The following is an 18985-nucleotide window of genomic DNA, read 5'->3' on the forward strand; positions in this document are numbered from 1 at the left end:
GTCGTTCGGCGACCGGCTTCCACTAGTTTAAGGCCGCCAGGTCGGCCTTCAGGTCGTCGAATTTCAGGCGTGCCAGGTAAGTCTTTTTGACCGTGCCGTCAGCGCCAATCAGGACCGTGAAGGGCAGGCCGCCTTGCGTATTGCCGAACTGGCGCGACAGTTCTGTGCCGCTCATGCCGGCCACATAAACGGGGTAGGCGACCTTCACCTTCTGTGTGAATTCTGCAATATTGGATGGCGAATCGATGCCGATGCCGAGCACCTGGACCTTCTTTCCAAGCTCGGAATTTTGCAGTTCCGACAATTCCGGCATCTCTTCCACGCACGGCGCGCACCACGGCGCCCAGAAATTCACCAGCAGGTTCTTGCCTTTCCATTGCGCCAGCGCTTCCCTGGAGCCTTTATCATTTGGCAAGGTTTCTGCCATCAGGGCGGCTACGGGGCTGGTCACGCCGGCCGGGGCAGTGGTGGTGAGCGGGTCCGGGGTTTGTTTGGTGTGGATGCCGTACCAGGCGCCGGCGCCCAGGAAAAGGACCGCGACAACGGCGTAAATTGCAATTTTTTTCATTATTGGGCTGGGTGCGAGCTATTGGTGAGGATGGTGCGTACTTCCGCGATATCGGCGCGCAGCAGCTTGTCGCCGCTTTTCTTTTTTGCGCCGCGCAGGTCGTCCTGTTCATAGATTTCGACGTGCACGCCGGTATTTTTCCACATGAAGCTGGCCGTTTCCGCGTCTTCGAAACGGGGGCCGCGGAAGTGGGGCGATTCAGAAATTTCGATTTGCAGGTTCTTGTTCAATAGATAAATCTCCACTTCCTTGGCGCTGTCCACGAAGACTTGCAGGTGGATGTCGTCGTGCATTCCGGCCGTGCCGTGCAGGACGGAGCCGGTCAGGAAGGGTTGGTATTGTTCCAGCATTTCCATGACCTGCAAAGCCAGGCCGCGCAATCTGAATAAATGCGCCGGGTGGGTGTCCGCATTATATAAAGCGTGGTATAGGCGGACTTCTTCCTCGATCTGTTCGTTGTCGGGGAGGGCGTCGGGCAGGTCGCGCGCCTGGGCGTCGCCTAATATCTGGCGCGCGGCTTTGCGTTTGGCGCTGCCGTAGTCGGCGCCATCCTGCGCAATCATGCGGGCGGCGGCGGCGGCGATTTCGGTTTTGATCTCGGGGTTCATGGATGCATCATACCTAAAACCGGTAAACCAGGGTCTGACCCATAGGGTCAGACCCTGTACGGTCTCGCGGTCTGCGGTTTGGGTTATGCGAACCAACCCCGCGGGCCGGACCCCGGTTTACCGGTTTTAATCAGGTAAAATCCGGCTCTTGATTCTTTTCCATCACCACCATGCACATCCACATCCTAGGCATCTGCGGCACTTTCATGGGCGGCCTTGCCGTTCTGGCAAAGGAAGCCGGCCACCGTGTAACGGGTTGCGACGCCAATGTCTACCCCCCGATGAGCACGCAGCTGGAAGCCCAGGGTATTGAACTGATCCAGGGCTTCGGCCCCGAGCAGGTGGAATTGCATCCCGACCTTTATGTGATCGGCAACGTGGTTTCGCGCGGCAATGCGCTGGTGGAAGAGATCATGAACCGCAACCTGCCAATGATCTCCGGCCCGCAATGGATCGGCGAGCACATCCTGAAAGACAAATGGGTGCTGTCGGTTGCCGGCACGCACGGCAAGACCACCACCTCGGCCATGGTGGTCTGGATCCTGGAGCACGCCGGTTACGCGCCCGGCTTCCTGATCGGCGGCATCCCGCAGAATTTCGGCATCTCGGCGCGCCTCACCGGCCCCGGCGCCAACTCCGAATTCTTCGTCATTGAAGCGGACGAATACGACACCGCCTTCTTCGACAAGCGCAGCAAGTTCGTGCACTACCACTCGAAGACGGCCATCCTGAACAACCTGGAATACGACCACGCCGACATCTTCCCGGACATCGGCGCCATTGAAACCCAGTTCCACCACCTGGTGCGCACCGTCCCCGGCATCGGCCGCGTGATCGCCAATGCCGATGAAGGCAGCCTGCAGCGCGTGCTGAAACGCGGCTGCTGGAGTGAGAAGGAAACTTTCGGCGCTGCGCAAGGCGCCGACTGGGCCATGGCCGAGCATGCCGACGGCAGCTTCGACGTCATCTTCAAAGGCGCCAGGGCCGCCACCGTGACCTGGCAGCTGACCGGTAAACATAACCGTTCCAACGCGCTGGCCGCGATTGCGGCCGCGCGCCACGTGGGCGTGCCGATCGAGATCGCCGCCCAGGCGCTGGCAGACTTCCAGAGCGTCAAGCGCCGCATGGAAGTGCGCGGCACTGTCGGCGGCGTCACCGTGTACGACGATTTCGCCCACCACCCGACCGCCATCGAGACCACCGTCGGCGGCCTGCGCCAGAAACTCAATAATGAATCGGGCGCCAAGGCGGGACGCATCCTGGCCGTGCTGGAGCCGCGCTCCAACACCATGAAGCTGGGCACCATGAAAGACGCACTGCCCGGCAGTTTGAAAGACGCCGACCTGATATTCGGCTTCGGCAGTGAAAAGGCCCTGGGCTGGAAGCTCGCCGAGGCGTTGTCGCCGATGGGCCAGATCGCTGCGGCCTACGAAGACCTCGACCTGATGGTGAAGGCCATCGTGGCGCAGGCCAAGCCGGGCGACCATATTATTGTGATGAGCAACGGCGGCTTCGGCGGCGTGCACCAGAAATTGCTGGAGGCGCTGAAGTAATGATTTTGTACTTGCATGGCTTCCGCTCTTCACCGCTGTCGATGAAGGCGCGGCTGACCGGGCAGCGGATGGCGCAGCTTGGCCGCAGTGCGGAGTTCATTTGCCCCCAGCTGCCGGCCAGCCCAAAGCTGGCGATGGAACTGGCAATGGGACTGGTGGCGCACGTCCCGCCGTCCGGGCTCACCATCATCGGATCGTCCTTGGGCGGCTACTATGCCACCTGGATGGCGGAAAAACTCAAATGCCGCGCGGTCGTCTTGAACCCGGCCGTGGTTGCGGCGCTGGATCTGGAGAAGCATGTCGGTGTGACGACCGCCTACCATTCCGATGAGCTGTTCGAATTCAAGCGTGAATATATAGACGAGCTTCTGGCGCTGTCTCCGGGCCACATGCTGGAGATGGAGCGCTATTTCCTGATTGCCTGCACCGGCGACGAAGTACTGGACTACCGCCAGATGCTGGTCCACTATCGCGGCGCGAAACGCAAGGTGGTGGAAGGCAGCGACCACGCTATCAGCGAATACGCCGATTACCTCGACGAAGTGCTCGAGTTCTGTGGCATCACGGGCGGGACGCGATGAAAGGTCAATCGCTGCGCCAGGCCAACTGGCACGGTCACGTGCTTGCAACGAACGCCCCGCACCCTTACCGCCACTGGCTGGCCAGCGGCGGGTCGCTGACCGATAAACTGAAAGCGCATAGCAGCGCTTTCCGCGTGCAGCTGCTGCACCAGGACACGGCAATCTGCCTGGCAGACGAAGCCAATATCATCGGCTATCATCGCCCCGGCCGTGTCTGGGAGAGGGAAGTGTTGCTGCGGTGTGATAATACGCCTGTCGTCTTCGCCCACACCGTGGTGCCGATGGCGGCGGACGCCTCGGACTGGCCGCTGTTCAGTGCCTTGGGCGAACGCTCGCTCGGCAGTACACTGTTCGGCGACCCGCAAGTGCGGCGCGGCGAACTGGAATTTGCGCGGCTGCGCGCGACGCATCCGCTGGCCTTGCGTGCACGCGCGGCCCTGGCGGCCAACGGCGCCGAGGTGCCGGAGGATGCTTTACTGTATGCACGGCGCTGCCTGTACCGGCGCCATGAAGGAACTTTGCTGGTGACCGAGGTCTTCCTGCCCCCGGTGCTGAAGCTTGAACGGAATAACGTGAAATGAATGTATTTTTTGAAGAATCGGGCGATTTCAAAGTAGGCAGCGTGCTGTCGCAAGCAGGCGAGGCCTACCAGGTTGAAATGGCAAGCGGCAAGCGCAACAAGGTCAAAACCAAGGACGTGATGCTGCAGTTCGACAAGCCGGCGCCGGCTGAATTGCTGGAGCAGGCCAAGGCCATCGCCGCCGACGTCGACCTGGACTTCCTGTGGGAAGTGGCGGGCGAAGAAGAGTTCGGTTTCGCCGAACTGGGCGCCGAGTATTTCGGCCACGCCCCGCAGCCGGCGGAAGCGGCCGGCCTGATCCTGAGCCTGCATGCGGCGCCGATCTATTTCCACAAGAAGGGCCGCGGCCGCTACAAGAAAGCCCCGGAGCAGACGCTGAAGGCGGCACTGGCCGGTATCGAGAAGAAGAAGCAGCAAGCCGTCATCCAGGGCCAGTACGCCGAGGAACTGAAGGCGGGCACCCTGCCGGTTTCGATGCAGAACATCGTGAGCCAGCTGCTGTTCAAGCCGGACAAGAACACCATTGAATACAAGGCGCTGGAGCAGGCCGCCAATGAAGCGCACACCACGCCGGCGCGCCTGATGCTGTCGGCCGGCGGCATCAAGTCGCCGAAAGAGCTGCACATGGCGAAGTTCCTGTTCGAGAATTTCCCGAAAGGCCATGGCTTCCCGGAGCTGCCGGTGCCTGCCGCGCCTGCCGGCCTGCCGCTGGCGGCAGTGGCAGCGTTCTCCATCGACGACGTGACCACCACCGAAATCGACGACGCCTTCTCCGTGGTGCACCAGGCGGACGGCAAGGTGCGTGTCGGCATCCACATCGCCGCACCAGGCCTGGGCATCAAGCCGGACGACGCCATCGACAAGATCGCGCGCGGCCGCATGTCCACCGTGTATATGCCGGGCGACAAGATCACCATGCTGCCGGACAGCATCGTTGAGGCTTTTACCCTGGCCGAAGGCAAGACCTGCCCGGCGCTGTCGCTGTATGCCGTGCTGGATCCGGCCGACTGGTCGGTCATCTCGACCGCAACCAAGGCCGAGCTGGTGCCGATCGCCAACAACCTGCGCCACAACACGCTGGACGAACTGGTCAACGAGGAAACCCTGGCCAGCGGCGCCGGCGACTACCCGCGCAAGGCCGAGCTGACCTTGCTGTGGGGCTGGGCCCAGCACCTGGAAGCGGGCCGCATGGTCAAGCGTGAGGCCTTCGGCCTGAAGCCGGAACAGAATAACCGCGTCGACTTCAACTTCTATGTGGAAGACGATGTGGTCACGATCTCGCGCCGCAAGCGCGGTGCGCCGCTGGACAAGATCGTGGCCGAGCTGATGATCTTCGCCAACAGCACCTGGGGCAAGCTGATGCACGACCACGGGGTGCCTGGCATCTACCGTACCCAGGGACAGGGCGCAGGCGGCTGGGCTGCCAAGATGCAGGTGCGCATGATGACCCAGGCCGCGCCGCACCAGGGCCTGGGCGTGGACCAGTACGCCTGGTCGACCTCGCCGCTGCGCCGGTATACCGACCTGGTCAACCAGTGGCAGATCCTGGCCTGCGCCTCGCACGGTGTGACCGCGCCCATGGTGGCGCCGTTCAAGCACAAGGATGCCAACCTGTTTGCCATCGTCTCGGCCTTCGACGCGGCTTATGCGTCGTACGCGGACTTCCAGTCGAATATGGAACGTTACTGGTGCTTGCGCTGGCTGGGCCAGGAAAACGCGAAGGAAGTCGAGGCGGTGGTACTGAAGGATGAAGTGCTGCGCCTGGCCGAGATACCGCTGATCGTGCGCATGCCTGGCATGCCCTCTGTTGCACGCGGGTCACACGTGAAGCTGGACGTTTTGCGCTGGGACGAAGTCGACCTGGCCATCGAGACGCGCTTGCAGGAAGGCTCGATTACCCAGCCTGCCGAGCCCGCGGCGGAACTGGACGAGGAAGAGGCGCCAGCCGATCCGGCGCAGCCGAGCGAGGCCGATGCGGAGGAGGCTGCGCTCGCCAGCGAGACGGTTGTTACCGAACCAGGCCCACAGTGAAGTAGAATTCAAGATTCTCAAAAGCATCATTTCTGATTCCAGCGCGTGAAGTCTTTCAAAGAAAACCAGTTCCTTGTCATCGCCACCGCAGTGTCGGTGCTGTTCCACGCCGTGGCGCTGACGGTGCATTTCGTCGCCCCCAAAGATTTCAAGGTCGAGCCAACGGACCCCGGCCTTGAAGTTATCCTGGTCAATGCCAAGCATGCCTCCAAGCCGCTGAAGGCCGATGCACTGGCGCAGGCCGACCTGGATGGCGGCGGCAACGCCGATGCCGGCCGTGCCAAATCCCCGCTGCCCGACATGCGCCGCATGGAAACCGGCGACAGCATCAAGGCTTCCCAGCGTTATATGCAGGAGCTCGAAGAGCGCCAGAAGAACCTGCTGACCCAGGTCAGGAAGAGTCCTTTGTCTGCCGCGCCGGTGGCGGAAAAGAACCAGACCGATCCCAGCCGCACCGGCGCCGAGCTGATTGAAAGCAGCAAGGCCATCGCCCGCATGGAAGCGGAAATCACGCAAACCATCGAAGACCAGAACAAGCGGCCGAAGAAGACTTTCCTGTCGCCGAGCACGCAGGGCGTCGGCTATGCCATGTATTACAACGCCTTCCGCCGCCGCGTGGAGGATATCGGCACGCTGAACTTCCCGCAGAAGGATGGGCGCAAGCTGTATGGCGTGGTGGTGCTGAGCATTCCCATCTTCCAGGACGGCAGCGTCTATGAGAGGGAAGGCGGCACCGTGGTCGAGCGCAGCTCCGGCAACCCGGACCTCGACAAGGCCGCGATCAGCATCGTGCGGCGCTCGGCGCCGTTCGGCAAATTCCCGCCGAATATGCGTTCCAAGGATCGCGACGACCTGTGGGTGATCGTGCAGAAGTTCGTCTTTACGCGTGAAGAGAAGGTCCAGGTCTCCTACGGAAGCCCGGAGTAATGGATAGGTACTGCGTCTTCGGCAACCCGATTGCCCACAGCAAGTCGCCTGAGATCCACGCGGCCTATGCGGCGCAGACCGGCCAGCAACTGAGCTACGAAAAATCGCTGGCGCCGCTGGACGGCTTCGGCGCCGCGGTGCAAGCCTTTATTGCCGCCGGCGGCAAGGGCGCCAATGTCACCGTGCCGTTCAAGCTGGAGGCGCACAAGCTGGCCAGCGCCCTGACCGTACGTGCCCAGGCGGCAGGCGCCGTGAACACCCTGCTGTTCGATGCCGACGGCGGCATCACGGGCGACAACACCGATGGCGCCGGCCTGGTGGCCGACATCGTGCAGAACGCCGGCGTGGCGATTACCGGCAAGCGCGTGCTGCTGCTTGGCGCCGGCGGCGCCGCGCGCGGCGTGGTGCTGCCCATCCTTGAACATCGTCCTGCGGCACTGGTCATCGCCAACCGCACCGTCGCCACCGCGGAAGCGCTGGTCGAGCAGTTCGGCGCGCTGGCCGGGGCGGGGGTGCTGTCGGCCTGCGGCTTTGCCGACGTGCTGGACGCTTTCGACATCATCATCAACGCCACCTCCGCCAGCCTGAACGCCGACCTGCCGCCGGTGCCGGCCACCATCTTCGCGCCCCGCGCGCTGGCGCTGGACATGATGTACGGCGCCAAACCGACCGTTTTCATGGCGTTCGCCGCCGCCCATGGCGCCGCCACGCGCGACGGCCTGGGCATGCTGGTCGAGCAGGCCGCCGAAGCCTTCCAGCTCTGGCGCGGCGTACGGCCGCAGACAGCCGCAGTGCTGGCGCAGCTGCGCGCCAAGCTATGATCAGGAAGCTGAAGTGGTTCATCATCGTGCCGGTCGCGATTTTTCTCGCGGTACAGCTGTATTTCTTCGTGCAGATCTGGTGGTGGGTCGAGCATAATCCGGGCATGACAGCCTTCATGCGCGAGCAGCAGGCAGCGATGCAGGAGAAGGACCCGAAAGCGCGCGTGCAGCAGGCCTGGGTCAGCTACCAGGCCATCTCGCCCAACCTGAAACGCGCGGTGATCGCCTCGGAAGATGCCAACTTCGCCGAGCACGAAGGCGTGGACTGGGAGGCGATGCAGAAAGCCTACGAGCATAACCAGGAAAAGAAAAAGGGCACCAAGGTCCACGGCGGCTCGACGATCACCCAGCAACTGGCCAAGAACCTGTTCCTGTCCGGCTCGCGCAGCTACCTGCGCAAGGGGCAGGAGCTGATCATCACTTATATGCTGGAGATGCTGATGGATAAACGCCGCATCTTCGAGATCTACCTGAACGTGGCGGAGTTCGGCCGCGGCATTTACGGCGCGGAAGCGGCAGCGCGCCACTATTACCGGATTCCGGCGTCAAAGCTGGGACCTGAACAGGCGGCGCGGCTGGCAGTGATGCTGCCGCGCCCTAAATATTATGATGTGCACCGCGAATCGGCCTACCTGGCGCGGCGTACCGGCATCATCATGCAACGAATGAATTCTGCAGACTTACCATGAATAAAAATCAATCCGGTATCAGCCTGGTCGCGGTGGCGATCGTGATGGGCGTATTGGGCGGCGCTGCGGCGTTTGCCCTGATCTCGATGCGGCAAGACCGCAACCTGTTTGCCGAAGCGCTCAACAAGGCCGGCGCCAAGGCTGCCGCAGTGGCTGCGCCAGCGGTGGCCACGGTGACGCCGCCGGCGGCCCCGATGCGCAAGTGCGTTATCAATGGCAGGACGGTGATCTCCAATACCGATTGCGGCGAGAAGGGCAAAGTCATCGCGATCCACGACTCGCGCGGGATCGAAGCGCCGAAGGAGCCGCCGAAGCCGGCGCCGGAAGCGATGCCGAATGCGACGGACCGCGCCATCGAGCGGGCGACGCGTTAAAAATTTGCAGCGGCGGGGTGGCAACGCCTCCCCCTTTGCGGGTACACTTGCGAAGTTTTTTAGAACCCGCGCTCTACACTCCCTGTCCGGCTGAGATTGCCTATGATCAATGTTTTCGTTTTACAAAATGGCCGGCTCAACCAGGTGCCTATTGAGACGCGCGGAGACCTTGAGCAAGCGGCACCGGTCTGGGTCGACCTGACCGATCCGACAGAAGACGAGCGCGCCTGGGTCAAGTCCATCTACGGCGTGATCCTGCCAGGCGAAGACGAAGTCAAGGACATCGAAGCCTCGGCCCGCTACTACGAAGCGGAAAACGGCGACCTCCACCTGCGTACCGACTTCCTGCTGGAAGAGGATGAAGGCCCGTCGCGCGTGGTGACGGTAGCGTTCATCCTGGCCAAGAAAATGCTGTTCTCGGTGCATACCGACGACCTGCCGGTGTTCCGTCTGGTGCGCATGCGCGCCCGTTCGCGTCCCGGCTCGATCGCGGACTACATGGACGTGCTGCTCGACCTGTACGCCACCGACGCCGAGTATTCGGCGGACGCGCTGGAAGGCATCTACCAGAACCTGGAAGAAGTGTCGGGCCGCGTGCTGCAGGAAGAATTCACCGACAAGGACGCGGCCGATGCGCTGAGCGCCATCGCGCACGAGGAAGACTTGAACGGCCGCATCCGCCGCAACATGATGGACACGCGCCGCGCGGTGTCGTTCCTGATGCGCGGCCGCCTGCTCAATTCCGACCAGTTCGAGGAAGCGCGCCAGATCCTGCGCGACATTGAATCGCTGGACGGCCACACTTCCTTCCTGTTCGATAAGATCAACTTCCTGATGGATGCCACCGTCGGCTTCATCAACATTAACCAGAATAAGATCATCAAGATCTTCTCGGTGGCTTCGGTCGCCTTCCTGCCGCCGACCCTGATCGCCTCAGTGTACGGCATGAACTTCGACTTCATGCCGGAACTGAAGTGGCAGATGGGCTATGGCTGGGCCTGGGGCCTGATGATCGTCAGTGCCGCCGCGCCGCTGCTATACTTCCGCCGCCGCGGCTGGCTGCGTTGACTTAAAGCAACATAATCATTTGCTAAGTCCCAATTGATAGGTAAAATTTCGCCGCGACTCCCGCTTGCGGAAAATTCCAACTATACGAAAGGGCTGAGATGATGTTCCGATTTGGCTTGCTGCTCGCCATTGCGGCATTGCTGGCCGGCTGCGCCGCCGCGCCGCCCCAGGCCGCAGTATCGATGGGCTACGGAATCTTTGCGGAACCGGGCCTGCGGGTCGGTGTCGCGATGAGCAAGCTGCCACAGGTCGATACCAGTTTCCCAGGTGCCGACTGGCCGCTGTCCCGTGCTGCAGCCACGGTTGCCAACGCCGCGCTGACGGCGCACACCCGGACCCTCGCGGCAGAGGAGCTGTTGCGCATGAAGGCTGAAATCGCCGAAGCACTGAAATTGCGCGGCCAGCTGCCAGTCGTGATCGATGAGCCGATCGTGCTCGACCAGCTGCCCAAAGCCAGCGGCAAAGGGCGCAATGCGGCCGCCAGGAATTACGCTTCGCTGCAATCGCGTTACCAGCTCGACAAGCTGCTGGTGGTGGAGTTGACCGAAATCGGCATCACGCGCCCCTATTCTTCGTACATTCCAACTGGCGAGCCCAAAGGCATCGTGAGCGGCGCGGTGTATATCGTCAACTTCAAGGACAACACCTACGAATGGTACCAGCCGGTGATGCAGCAGAAGAGCGCCCTCGGCAACTGGGACGAGGCGCCGGCCTTCCCTGGCCTGAGCAATGCCTTTTACCAGGCGCTCGACGGGGCGCGGGAAGCCATTCTCCGGGCACTGGCGAGATAATGATGCGGCAACACTTCATTGCACTGGCCGTGCTGCTGGCTTGCCTGCCGGCGCCGAAAGCGGCCGAATCGGCGCCGCCGAACGCCGTCTGGTCGCTGAGTTTGCCGGACAGGGAAAAAATCGACTTCCGCGGCCAGGTTAATTTTGACAAGGCGGGCCAGGGCCCAAGCAACATGCTGTATCCGGCCCCTGGCCTGGCCGGTTTTGTCGTGGCCCTGGCGACGCACGCAGTGGTGGTCAAGGGCCAAATGAAAGAGCAGCGCAGCGAGATCGAAGCTGACGCGGACAGGATCCTGGTGCCTTTCAGGAAGACGCTGGATACCTTCAGCTATGGCGAACTCGCTGAGCGAGCCTTCCCGGCGGCGTCGGGCGTGCCCTGGATCGGTAGCGGTGGCCGGCCGCAGTCAGGATGGCTCATTGCCAGTTCACCGGTGTTCTACATGACGCAGGATCAAAGCGCGCTGATCATTGACAATACGGTGTCGGTGTTCCAGGCCGGAAGCGAGCTGCCGCTCTACACCAATACGGTGCGGGTGGTATCGCGCGCCGTGGATGTCGAGAACGAAGCCGTGTTCTGGCAGCGCAACGGCGGTTTGCGGCTGCGGGAAATGAGCGCCGCGCTGTTCCGCGCGTCAGTCGAGATCGTGCGCGAGCATGCACTGGCGCCGGTCGCAACGGCCGCTGGCGCGCAGCGTACTTTTCGCTACCTGGAAGGGAAGAAGGATGCGGTCGAACGTGCCGAACCGGTCAATGAGCGCTGCGGCCGCGCGCTGGTCAGGAACTTGCGCGGCTGGCTGATGTCGCTTCCACTCAAGCGCGCGCAGCCGCCCGCGCCCGGGTGCGATGCGGCAACGGGATAAGCGCGGCAATAACGCTGCAAGATTGCAACACTGCTTGTAACCGCCGGTTAAGCGATGTTTGCCGGCGCAGGCCAGGCGCGCCCGTGCTGCGGCGCTTTTGTACTTGTCAGTTATTTATCGCCTTGCGCTGTGTATTGACACGAAAGTATCTGCATAAGATTCTTTCGATTCACAATGCACATTTTCCTGGAGGCTCAATGACTGAGGTCGGTTTGTCTCCATCATCGCAAGCGATGCTGGCTTTGCGCGACCAGGTGATTGAAGCCTGGTGCCAGGCCGCGCGGCAGACGCTGTGCAAAGCCGGCGAGCTGCCCGATCCAATCTTGCTGAACACCTTGCCGACGTTTTACGAGCACCTGGCGCGCCTTTTGACGGATGAGTATTACCAGGCCAGCGGCGTCGACGTGGCGGTCATTGCGCAAGAGCATGGCGGCGAACGGGCGCGCCTGAGCGGCTACGACACCACTACCCTGATCCGCGAATACCAGTTGTTCCGGCAGGTGCTGTTTACGATGCTGCACCAGTGCAGCGTGACGCTGACGCATGAACAGCGGGAAGCGATTGCCAGCTCGATCGACAGCGCCATCCGCGAAAGCGTGACGGCGTTCGCGCTGATCCAGTCGGCCCTGCGCGAGCAGTTCATCGCCGCGCTGACGCATGATCTACGCACCCCGCTGTCAACCGTCAGCGTGGCGGCGCAGGTGATTGAAAGCAAGGCGCCAAGCGACGATATCCGCAGGCTGGCCGAGCGCATCGTGGTCAACGCGCAGCGCATCGAAGCCATGACGCGCGACTTGCTCGACTGCATGGTGTTCGAAGGCGGCCAGCGCCTGCCGCTGCACCTGGAGGAATTCGACCTGGCTTTGCTGGCCTACGAGGTCGCGCAGCAAACGATGGAACGCAGCGCAGTGCAGGTGCAGGTGGAATTCGAATCGGCAGTGGGGCACTGGTGCCGCGCTTCGTTGCAACGTGCGCTTGAAAACCTGCTGGGCAATGCCATCAAATACCGCGCGGCGGGTACGCCGGTGCTGGTACGGGTGGCCAGTCGCGGCCATCGCGTGCAGCTGGCGGTGCACAACGAAGGCGAGGCGATTCCGGCGGAAGAAATGGAATCGATCTTCCAGGTCTATCGCCGGGCGCGGCGCGGCAAGTGCAGCAAGGACGGTTGGGGAGTAGGGCTGCCGTATGCGCGCCGCGTGGCCGAGAGCCACGGCGGCAGCATCATCGTCACCAGTTCGGCAGCGCTCGGCACCACCTTCCTGATCGACATCCCGATGGACGCACGGCCTTTCAGCGGCGCCCCGGTAGTGAATTAAAGCGTAGCAAAGACTTTTTTCGCGGCGGCGATGGTGGCGTCGATCACGGCGTCGTCGTGCCGGGCGCTGACGAAGCCGGCTTCGAAAGCGGCCGGGGCGAAGTAGACGCCTTCATCCAGCATCTTGTGGAAGAACAGGTTGAACTTGTCGCGGTCGCCGGCCATCATTTCGGCGTAGTTGTTGGGCGGGCTGGCGCTGAAATACAGGCCGAACATGCCGCCTACCGCATCGGCGCAGAAGGTGACGCCGGCTTCTTGCGCGGCGGCGGTCAGGCCGTCGGCCAGGCGGCGCGCGCTGCGGGCCAGGCCCTGGTAGAAGCCTGGCTGCTGGATCAGTTTCAGGGTGGCCATGCCCGCTGCCACGGCAACCGGGTTGCCGGACAGGGTGCCCGCCTGGTAAACCGCGCCCACCGGCGACATCTTCGACATCAGTTCTTGCGAGCCGCCGAAGGCTGCCACCGGCAGGCCGCCGCCGATTACCTTGCCGAGCGCGGTCAGGTCAGGCTTGATGCCGTACAGTTCCTGCGCGCCGCCCAGGCCGACGCGGAAACCGCACATCACTTCGTCGAAGATCAGGATGGCGCCGTGTCGGGTGCACAGCTCGCGCAGCGCGCCCAGGAACTGCGGGGTGCCCTTGATCAGGTTCATATTGCCGGCCACCGGCTCCACGATGACGCAGGCGATGTCGTCGCCGTATTCGGCAAACGCGGCGCGGATCGCTTCCACGTTGTTGTAGTCCAGCACCAGGGTGTGCTTGACAAAGTCTTCCGGCACGCCGGCCGAAGTCGGGTTGCCGAAGGTCAGCAGGCCGCTGCCGGCTTTCACCAGCAGGGAGTCGGCATGGCCGTGATAGCAGCCTTCAAACTTGATGATCTTGTCGCGCCCGGTGGCGCCGCGCGCCAGGCGCAAGGCGCTCATGGTCGCTTCCGTGCCCGAAGACACCAGGCGCACCTGTTCGATCGAGGGCACCAGGCGGCAGATTTCCTCGGCCATTTCCACTTCAGCTTCGGTCGGCGCGCCGAAGGACAGGCCGCGGGTGGCGGCATCCTGCACCGCTTTCACCACGTCGGGGTGGGCGTGGCCGACGATGGCCGGGCCCCAGGAGCCGATGTAGTCGATATAGCGCTTGCCGTCCGCATCCCAGAAGTAGGGGCCTTCGGCGCGGGTGATGAAGCGCGGCGTGCCGCCGACGGAGCGGAAGGCGCGCACCGGCGAATTCACGCCGCCGGGAGTGGATTTCTGGGCGCGCTCAAACAGGATATCGTTTTTCGAAGTGGTCATGGTTTGAAGAATCGATTGGGGACAAAGCGCCCCATGCCATAGCGTTGGGCATGGAGCAGGGCCTGGTAAGTGTATTGTTCGGCGCGTTCCACCGCTTCCGGCACGGCCAGGCCGTGCGCCAGCCAGGCGGCGATGGCAGCGGACAGGGTGCCGCCGGCGCCGACGAATGGGCCCGGCAGGTGCTGCCATTTGTCGTGGCGCAGCACGCCTTCGGCGCTGTACAGGGTGTTGGCGCGCTGGCCGCTGCCGGCATTGGTGCCGGTCACCAGCACGTATTCGCAGCCGAGGTCGATCAGGTGCTCGGCGTCGTCGGCCATGGTTTCGCCGTTGCCCAGGTCGCGCCAGGTCTCGGCCATGCGCGCCAGTTCGACTTCGGACAGCATCAGCAGCGTGCCCTGCGGCACCAGCAGCTGGCGCAGCACGGTCAGCAGTTCTTCGGGGTCGTCCTCGTCGCCCGGCGGCGGCAACTGGCTGCCGAAGGGGTCGAGCACCAGCGGCGCATCGGGATAGTCGGAGACGATTTCGGCCAGGGTGGAGACGTGTTCCAGGTGGTCCAGTGCGCCGACCTTGAAGGCTTGCACCGGCACGTCTTCCAGCACCATGCGGGCCTGGTCGGCCACCCAGTCGGGATCGACGTGCTGCTGGTCTTCGACGCGCGCGCTGTCACCGACCAGCAGGGCGGTGGTGGCGGACAGGCCGCGGCATCCGAGGGCATGGAAAACAGCCAGGTCGGCATGTACGCCGACCGCTCCGACCGGATCGGCCACGCCAAATGTCAGGATCAAGGGAGATGTTTGGTTTTGCACGGCGGGTAGATTAAGATACCTAATTCAGCATTTTACTTTATTAGAAGGTGACTCAACGTGAGCAGCATTGATACAAGCCAGGAATTCCAGAGCTGGATGTGCCTGATCTGTGGCTGGATTTATGACGAAGCCGCAGGCTTGCCGGAAGAAGGCATTGCGCCAGGCACCCGCTGGGCCGACGTGCCGATGAACTGGACTTGCCCGGAATGCGGCGCACGCAAGGACGATTTCGAAATGGTAGCGATCTAAGTGTTATATTTTTGAAAACGAAGTTTCTTGACAATTAATGAATGTTTCCAAGTTTTCAAATAAATAAGTGTTTCTTTTCAGCAGCATGATCTGCCACAGGGCTTTGCCCTGTGCTATCGTAGCGAGACTATTGAGCGAATACTTTAGAAATGACGAATAAACCGCAAGGAACCGGACTGAAAATCATGGTGATCGACGATAGCAGCACCATTCGTCGGTCTGCTGAAATTTTCCTGACCCAGGCGGGATACCAGGTGATCCTGGCCGAAGATGGTTTCGACGCGCTGGCCAAGATCAATGACCAGCAGCCGGCGCTGATCTTCTGCGACATCCTGATGCCGCGGCTGGATGGCTACCAAACCTGCGCCCTGATCAAAAAGAGCGCCAAGTTTCATTCCACTCCAGTGCTGATGCTCTCATCGAAGGATGGCCTGTTCGACCGCGCGCGCGGCGCCATGGTCGGTTCGGCAGCCTACCTGACCAAACCATTCACCAAAGACAGCCTGTTGGCTGCGGTGCGAGAGCACACCGCCGCTGCCAGTGCGTAAAAACCGTAATACAGAGAGTAAAGCATGGCCATTCAACGAATCCTGATCGTAGACGACTCGCCTACCGAGCGTTATTACCTGACCGACATCCTGGTGCGCAGCGGTTTCACCGTTTCCACCGCTGAAAACGGCGAAGAAGCCATGGCAAAGATCAAGGCCGACAAGCCGCAACTGATCCTGATGGACGTGGTGATGCCTGGCCAGAACGGCTTCCAGGTCACGCGCGCCATCGCCAAGGATCCTGAGCTGCAGGACGTGCCGATCATCATCTGCTCGTCCAAGAACCAGGAAACCGACCGTATCTGGGGCATCCGCCAGGGCGCCAAGGATTATCTGGTCAAACCGGTCGATGCAGCCGAGCTGCTGGCCAAGATTGCCGCACTCGGTTAAGCGATGACGACCGAACAGCAGGCGCCGACCGGCGCTGAACGCCGCAGCCGCCTGCGGCAGTACCAAGTGACGCTGCTGGAGCGCATGCAGGCCGCCAAGGCCGGCACGAGCAATGCCGGGCGCGAACTGGGCGTGCTGCTGGGCGGCCGCCGCTGCCTGCTGGACCTGACCCAGGTCGGCGAAATCGTGCCGTTCCAGGCCGTGACGGCGGTACCGCTGGCGCAGGACTGGTACCGCGGTCTGTCCAATATTCGCGGCAACCTGGTCGGTGTGGTCGACCTGGCGCGCTATATGGGCGAAGCGGGCACCCAGCCAGGTCCGGACAGCCGCCTGGTGACCTTGGCCACCCACCTCAGCTTCAATGTCGCAATCCTGGCCGGGCGCGTGCTTGGCTTGCGCAACCTGGACGAAATGGTGCAGGAAGCACCGGCGGACAGCGGGCAAGCTGCCTGGGGTGGCCAGCAATTCAAAGACCGTGAAGGGCAACAGTGGACCAGGCTTGACCTGGGCCAACTGGTGCACGATGCGCGGTTCCTGCAAATCGGCCTGTAATCGCGTGCTGCCATCGGGCAGGCGCAACATTATCGAAAGCTATCGGGGGACGTAGTAATGGCATTTAAATTCTTGTCGCGCTCCGCGCCGGAGACCAGCGCCGAGCTGGGTTCCAATTCGGAGTTTGCCAGCTTTAACAATTCTCAGTACGAGGGCACGCCGCCGGAAGCGGCTGTTGCTACGGCTGAACAACCGGCAGCGACCGAAGGCGTCACCCCGGAAGCGGCGGAAGGTACGCGCGGCCTGCTGCAGCGCCTGCGTACCAGCTCGGTGGGCGAAGCGGCGGCCAACGTCAAGCTGCCGCTGATCGGCCACCTGCCAAGCGCACGCCAGTTGAGCCTGCTGTCCACCACGCTCGGTGTATCCCTGCTGCTGTCGGTGGTCTTCGTGGCATGGAACGCGTACAACAGCGGCGTGACGTCGACCCGTACCCAGATCGCTTCCGACGTGCTGATGCACTCGCAGCGTATCGGTAAGGCGGCGCCGAACGCGATTAAAGGTAACCAGCAGGCGATCAAGCAGCTGGAAGACAGCCGCAGCGAACTGAATCGCGCTCTGCTGGCACTGGCCGAAGGCGGCCGCTATGCCGGCCACTCGATCCTGTCGGCGCCAGGCACGGTGCTGCCGACCCTGAACGACGCCCGCAAGAAGTGGACGGCGTCCGACAAGGCTGCCTCCACCATCGCCAAATACAAATGGGACTTGGCCGGTCTGGACGAGACCTTGCAAAAACTGAACGCCATGTCGCCTGACCTGCTGTCGCTGACCGAGGAAGTCTCGGCCGCGCGCCTGAAGCAGGGCGGCAACGCCAAGGAACTGGCGGCACTGGGCAAGCTGGGCATGCTGACCCAGCGCATGAGCCGCAGCGCGTCGGCCTTCCTGACCGAAGGCGGCATTTCTTCCTCCGAAACCGCCTTCCAGCTGGGCCGCGACGCCACCGTGTTCCGCCAGACCGTGGACGGTTTCCTGGCCGGCAGCGACCAGCTTGGCCTGCCAGCGGTGAAGGATGGCGAGACCCGCGAAAACCTGCAAGCGCTGAAAAAAGGCTTCGAGGACTACGACAAACTGGTCAAGTTCATCCTGGACCGTCTGGAAAAATTCTCCGCTGCGAAGAGCGCGGAACGACTGCTGTTCAACGAGAACGAAGACGTGCGTGCCAACTTCGCCAACCTGCAGACCAAGCTGCGCGAGCAGCAGGACTCGCTGGGCATCTCGTTCTGGCTGATGGTGGTGGGCTTGCTGGTGACCCTGGTCTCCGCTGCCGCGATCGGCCGCGTGCTGCTGCTCGATTCCCAGAGCCGTGGCCGCGCTTCCGAGCGCCGCCGCCTGGAAGCGGAAGCGATGCGCCAGAAAGCGCAGCAGCAGGAAGAAGAAACCAAGGCCATTAACGAGCAGAACCAGGCCGCAATTTTGCGCCTGATGAACGAACTGCAGGAAGTGGCGGACGGTGACTTGACCGTGCAGGCAACCGTTTCCGAAGACATTACCGGCGCGATTGCCGACTCGGTCAACTACACCGTGGAAGAGCTGCGCGGCCTGGTGGGCCGTGTGACGATTACCGCCGAACAGGTTACTTCCGCATCGAGCCACGCACAAGGCATTTCGAACGACCTGCTGGCAGCATCGGCAGCGCAGTCGAAAGAGATCCAGGAGGCATCCAACACCGTTGTGAAGATGGCCAACGAGATTACCGACGTGTCGCGTAGCGCGTCGGAATCGGCGGACGTTGCGCGCCAGTCGGTTGACGCGGCACGCCAGGGTGCGGACGCGGTGCAGAACGCGATCAAGGGTATGGACGAGATCCGCGAGCAGATCCAGGAAACCTCGAAGCGCATCAAGCGACTGGGTGAATCCTCGCAGGAGATTGGCGAGATTACCGAGCTGATTTCCGACATTACCGAACAGACCAACGTGCTGGCGCTGAACGCGGCGATCCAGGCGGCATCGGCAGGTGAAGCAGGCCGAGGCTTCTCGGTGGTTGCGGAAGAGGTGCAGCGACTGGCGGAACGTTCCGCCGAAGCGGCCAAGCAGATCGGTGCGCTGGTGAAGACCATTCAGACCGACACCCACGACGCGGTAGCCGCTATGGAAAAATCCACGCAGGGTGTGGTTGAAGGTGCCAAGCTGTCCGACGCGGCAGGTACTGCACTGCAGGACATCTCGCAGGTTTCGAACCGCCTGGCGGAACTGATTCAGGGTATTTCCTACGCGACCGGCATGCAGGCGACGTCGGCTAACGGCGTGGCGCACAATATGCAGCACATCCTGCAGGTAACGCAGCAAACCCAGGACGGTACCCAGCAAACCGCCAGTTCGGTTCGCAAGCTGACTGCGCTGGCGCAGGAGTTGAAGAACTCCGTGTCGCGATTCCGTGTTGGTGCCTGATTAGTGCC

Annotated in this window: 21 protein-coding genes; 17 read left to right on the forward strand and 4 right to left on the reverse strand. The window is 62.4% G+C overall.

The features are described 5' to 3' along the window. Positions 1-22: 22 nt before the first annotated feature. Positions 23-568 carry a TlpA disulfide reductase family protein gene (locus ASD07_RS10845; RefSeq protein ID WP_055929324.1) on the reverse strand — a complete coding sequence of 182 codons (546 nt, stop codon included), beginning with the start codon at positions 566-568 and terminating at the stop codon, positions 23-25. Beyond that, positions 568-1176 (reverse strand): hypothetical protein, encoded by a 609-nt coding sequence (locus ASD07_RS10850; protein ID WP_055929327.1) that lies wholly within the window; start codon positions 1174-1176, stop codon positions 568-570. The genes ASD07_RS10845 and ASD07_RS10850 overlap by 1 nt, the downstream gene beginning before the upstream one ends. 170 nt (positions 1177-1346) lie before the next feature. Here ASD07_RS10850 and mpl point away from each other — a divergent pair, with 170 nt between their 5' ends. The 12 genes from mpl (at position 1347) to ASD07_RS10910 (ending at position 12767) form a co-directional block, all read left to right on the forward strand. Beyond that, a complete protein-coding gene (gene mpl, locus ASD07_RS10855) occupies positions 1347-2729 on the forward strand; it encodes a UDP-N-acetylmuramate:L-alanyl-gamma-D-glutamyl-meso-diaminopimelate ligase (protein ID WP_082507259.1) in 1383 nt (460 codons plus the stop codon). Continuing rightward, positions 2729-3310 carry a YqiA/YcfP family alpha/beta fold hydrolase gene (locus ASD07_RS10860; protein ID WP_055929330.1) on the forward strand — a complete coding sequence of 194 codons (582 nt, stop codon included), beginning with the start codon at positions 2729-2731 and terminating at the stop codon, positions 3308-3310. The genes mpl and ASD07_RS10860 overlap by 1 nt, the downstream gene beginning before the upstream one ends. Further along, complete coding sequence (locus tag ASD07_RS10865) at positions 3307-3891, forward strand: chorismate lyase (protein WP_055929332.1); 585 nt, start codon at positions 3307-3309, stop codon at positions 3889-3891. Before ASD07_RS10860 ends, ASD07_RS10865 begins: the two co-directional genes overlap by 4 nt. Further along, positions 3888-5921 carry a ribonuclease catalytic domain-containing protein gene (locus tag ASD07_RS10870; RefSeq protein WP_055929335.1) on the forward strand — a complete coding sequence of 678 codons (2034 nt, stop codon included), beginning with the start codon at positions 3888-3890 and terminating at the stop codon, positions 5919-5921. The genes ASD07_RS10865 and ASD07_RS10870 overlap by 4 nt, the downstream gene beginning before the upstream one ends. A 45-nt stretch (positions 5922-5966) precedes the next feature. Further along, positions 5967-6848, forward strand: a complete 882-nt coding sequence (locus tag ASD07_RS10875) for an energy transducer TonB (RefSeq protein ID WP_055929338.1) — start codon at positions 5967-5969, stop codon at positions 6846-6848. After that, positions 6848-7669 carry a shikimate dehydrogenase gene (gene aroE, locus ASD07_RS10880; protein WP_055929341.1) on the forward strand — a complete coding sequence of 274 codons (822 nt, stop codon included), beginning with the start codon at positions 6848-6850 and terminating at the stop codon, positions 7667-7669. The genes ASD07_RS10875 and aroE overlap by 1 nt, the downstream gene beginning before the upstream one ends. Next, positions 7666-8358, forward strand: coding sequence for a monofunctional biosynthetic peptidoglycan transglycosylase (mtgA, locus tag ASD07_RS10885; RefSeq protein ID WP_055929343.1), 693 nt, complete (start codon positions 7666-7668; stop codon positions 8356-8358). The genes aroE and mtgA overlap by 4 nt, the downstream gene beginning before the upstream one ends. Continuing rightward, entirely contained in the window at positions 8355-8732 is a 378-nt protein-coding gene (locus ASD07_RS10890) for a hypothetical protein (protein WP_055929346.1), read from the forward strand. Before mtgA ends, ASD07_RS10890 begins: the two co-directional genes overlap by 4 nt. 102 nt (positions 8733-8834) lie before the next feature. After that, positions 8835-9800 (forward strand): magnesium/cobalt transporter CorA, encoded by a 966-nt coding sequence (gene corA / locus ASD07_RS10895; protein WP_055929349.1) that lies wholly within the window; start codon positions 8835-8837, stop codon positions 9798-9800. Between the two features lie 98 nt (positions 9801-9898). Then, positions 9899-10591 (forward strand): hypothetical protein, encoded by a 693-nt coding sequence (locus ASD07_RS10900; protein ID WP_055929352.1) that lies wholly within the window; start codon positions 9899-9901, stop codon positions 10589-10591. Beyond that, the gene (locus ASD07_RS10905; protein WP_055929355.1) at positions 10591-11451 is read left to right on the forward strand and encodes a hypothetical protein; all 861 of its coding nucleotides are present in this window, start codon (positions 10591-10593) and stop codon (positions 11449-11451) included. The genes ASD07_RS10900 and ASD07_RS10905 overlap by 1 nt, the downstream gene beginning before the upstream one ends. A 197-nt stretch (positions 11452-11648) precedes the next feature. Then, positions 11649-12767 (forward strand): sensor histidine kinase, encoded by a 1119-nt coding sequence (locus ASD07_RS10910; protein ID WP_082507260.1) that lies wholly within the window; start codon positions 11649-11651, stop codon positions 12765-12767. On the opposite strand, the gene hemL is transcribed toward ASD07_RS10910, so the two are convergent. Then, entirely contained in the window at positions 12764-14047 is a 1284-nt protein-coding gene (gene hemL, locus ASD07_RS10915; protein WP_055929360.1) for a glutamate-1-semialdehyde 2,1-aminomutase, read from the reverse strand. The two genes, ASD07_RS10910 and hemL, sit on opposite strands and share 4 nt — an antisense overlap. Then, on the reverse strand, positions 14044-14853 hold the full coding sequence (locus ASD07_RS10920) for a bifunctional hydroxymethylpyrimidine kinase/phosphomethylpyrimidine kinase (RefSeq protein ID WP_055929363.1): 810 nt from the start codon (positions 14851-14853) through the stop codon (positions 14044-14046). The genes hemL and ASD07_RS10920 overlap by 4 nt, the downstream gene beginning before the upstream one ends. A 96-nt stretch (positions 14854-14949) precedes the next feature. Between ASD07_RS10920 and ASD07_RS10925 the strand changes: the two genes are divergently transcribed. From ASD07_RS10925 to ASD07_RS10945, 5 genes are all read left to right on the forward strand, one after another. Further along, on the forward strand, positions 14950-15102 hold the full coding sequence (locus ASD07_RS10925; RefSeq protein WP_028104578.1) for a rubredoxin: 153 nt from the start codon (positions 14950-14952) through the stop codon (positions 15100-15102). A gap of 149 nt (positions 15103-15251) precedes the next feature. Next, positions 15252-15650, forward strand: coding sequence for a PleD family two-component system response regulator (locus ASD07_RS10930; protein WP_055929366.1), 399 nt, complete (start codon positions 15252-15254; stop codon positions 15648-15650). Positions 15651-15674: 24 nt separating this feature from the next. Continuing rightward, complete coding sequence (locus ASD07_RS10935) at positions 15675-16040, forward strand: response regulator transcription factor (protein WP_055929369.1); 366 nt, start codon at positions 15675-15677, stop codon at positions 16038-16040. 3 nt (positions 16041-16043) lie between these two features. Continuing rightward, the gene (locus tag ASD07_RS10940; protein ID WP_055929372.1) at positions 16044-16592 is read left to right on the forward strand and encodes a chemotaxis protein CheW; all 549 of its coding nucleotides are present in this window, start codon (positions 16044-16046) and stop codon (positions 16590-16592) included. A 57-nt stretch (positions 16593-16649) separates the two neighbouring features. Next, positions 16650-18977 (forward strand): methyl-accepting chemotaxis protein, encoded by a 2328-nt coding sequence (locus ASD07_RS10945; protein ID WP_055929374.1) that lies wholly within the window; start codon positions 16650-16652, stop codon positions 18975-18977. The last annotated feature ends 8 nt before the right edge of the window (positions 18978-18985 follow it).

The sequence above is a fragment of the Duganella sp. Root336D2 genome (assembly GCF_001425005.1).
Taxonomy (GTDB): Bacteria; Pseudomonadota; Gammaproteobacteria; order Burkholderiales; family Burkholderiaceae_D; genus Rugamonas.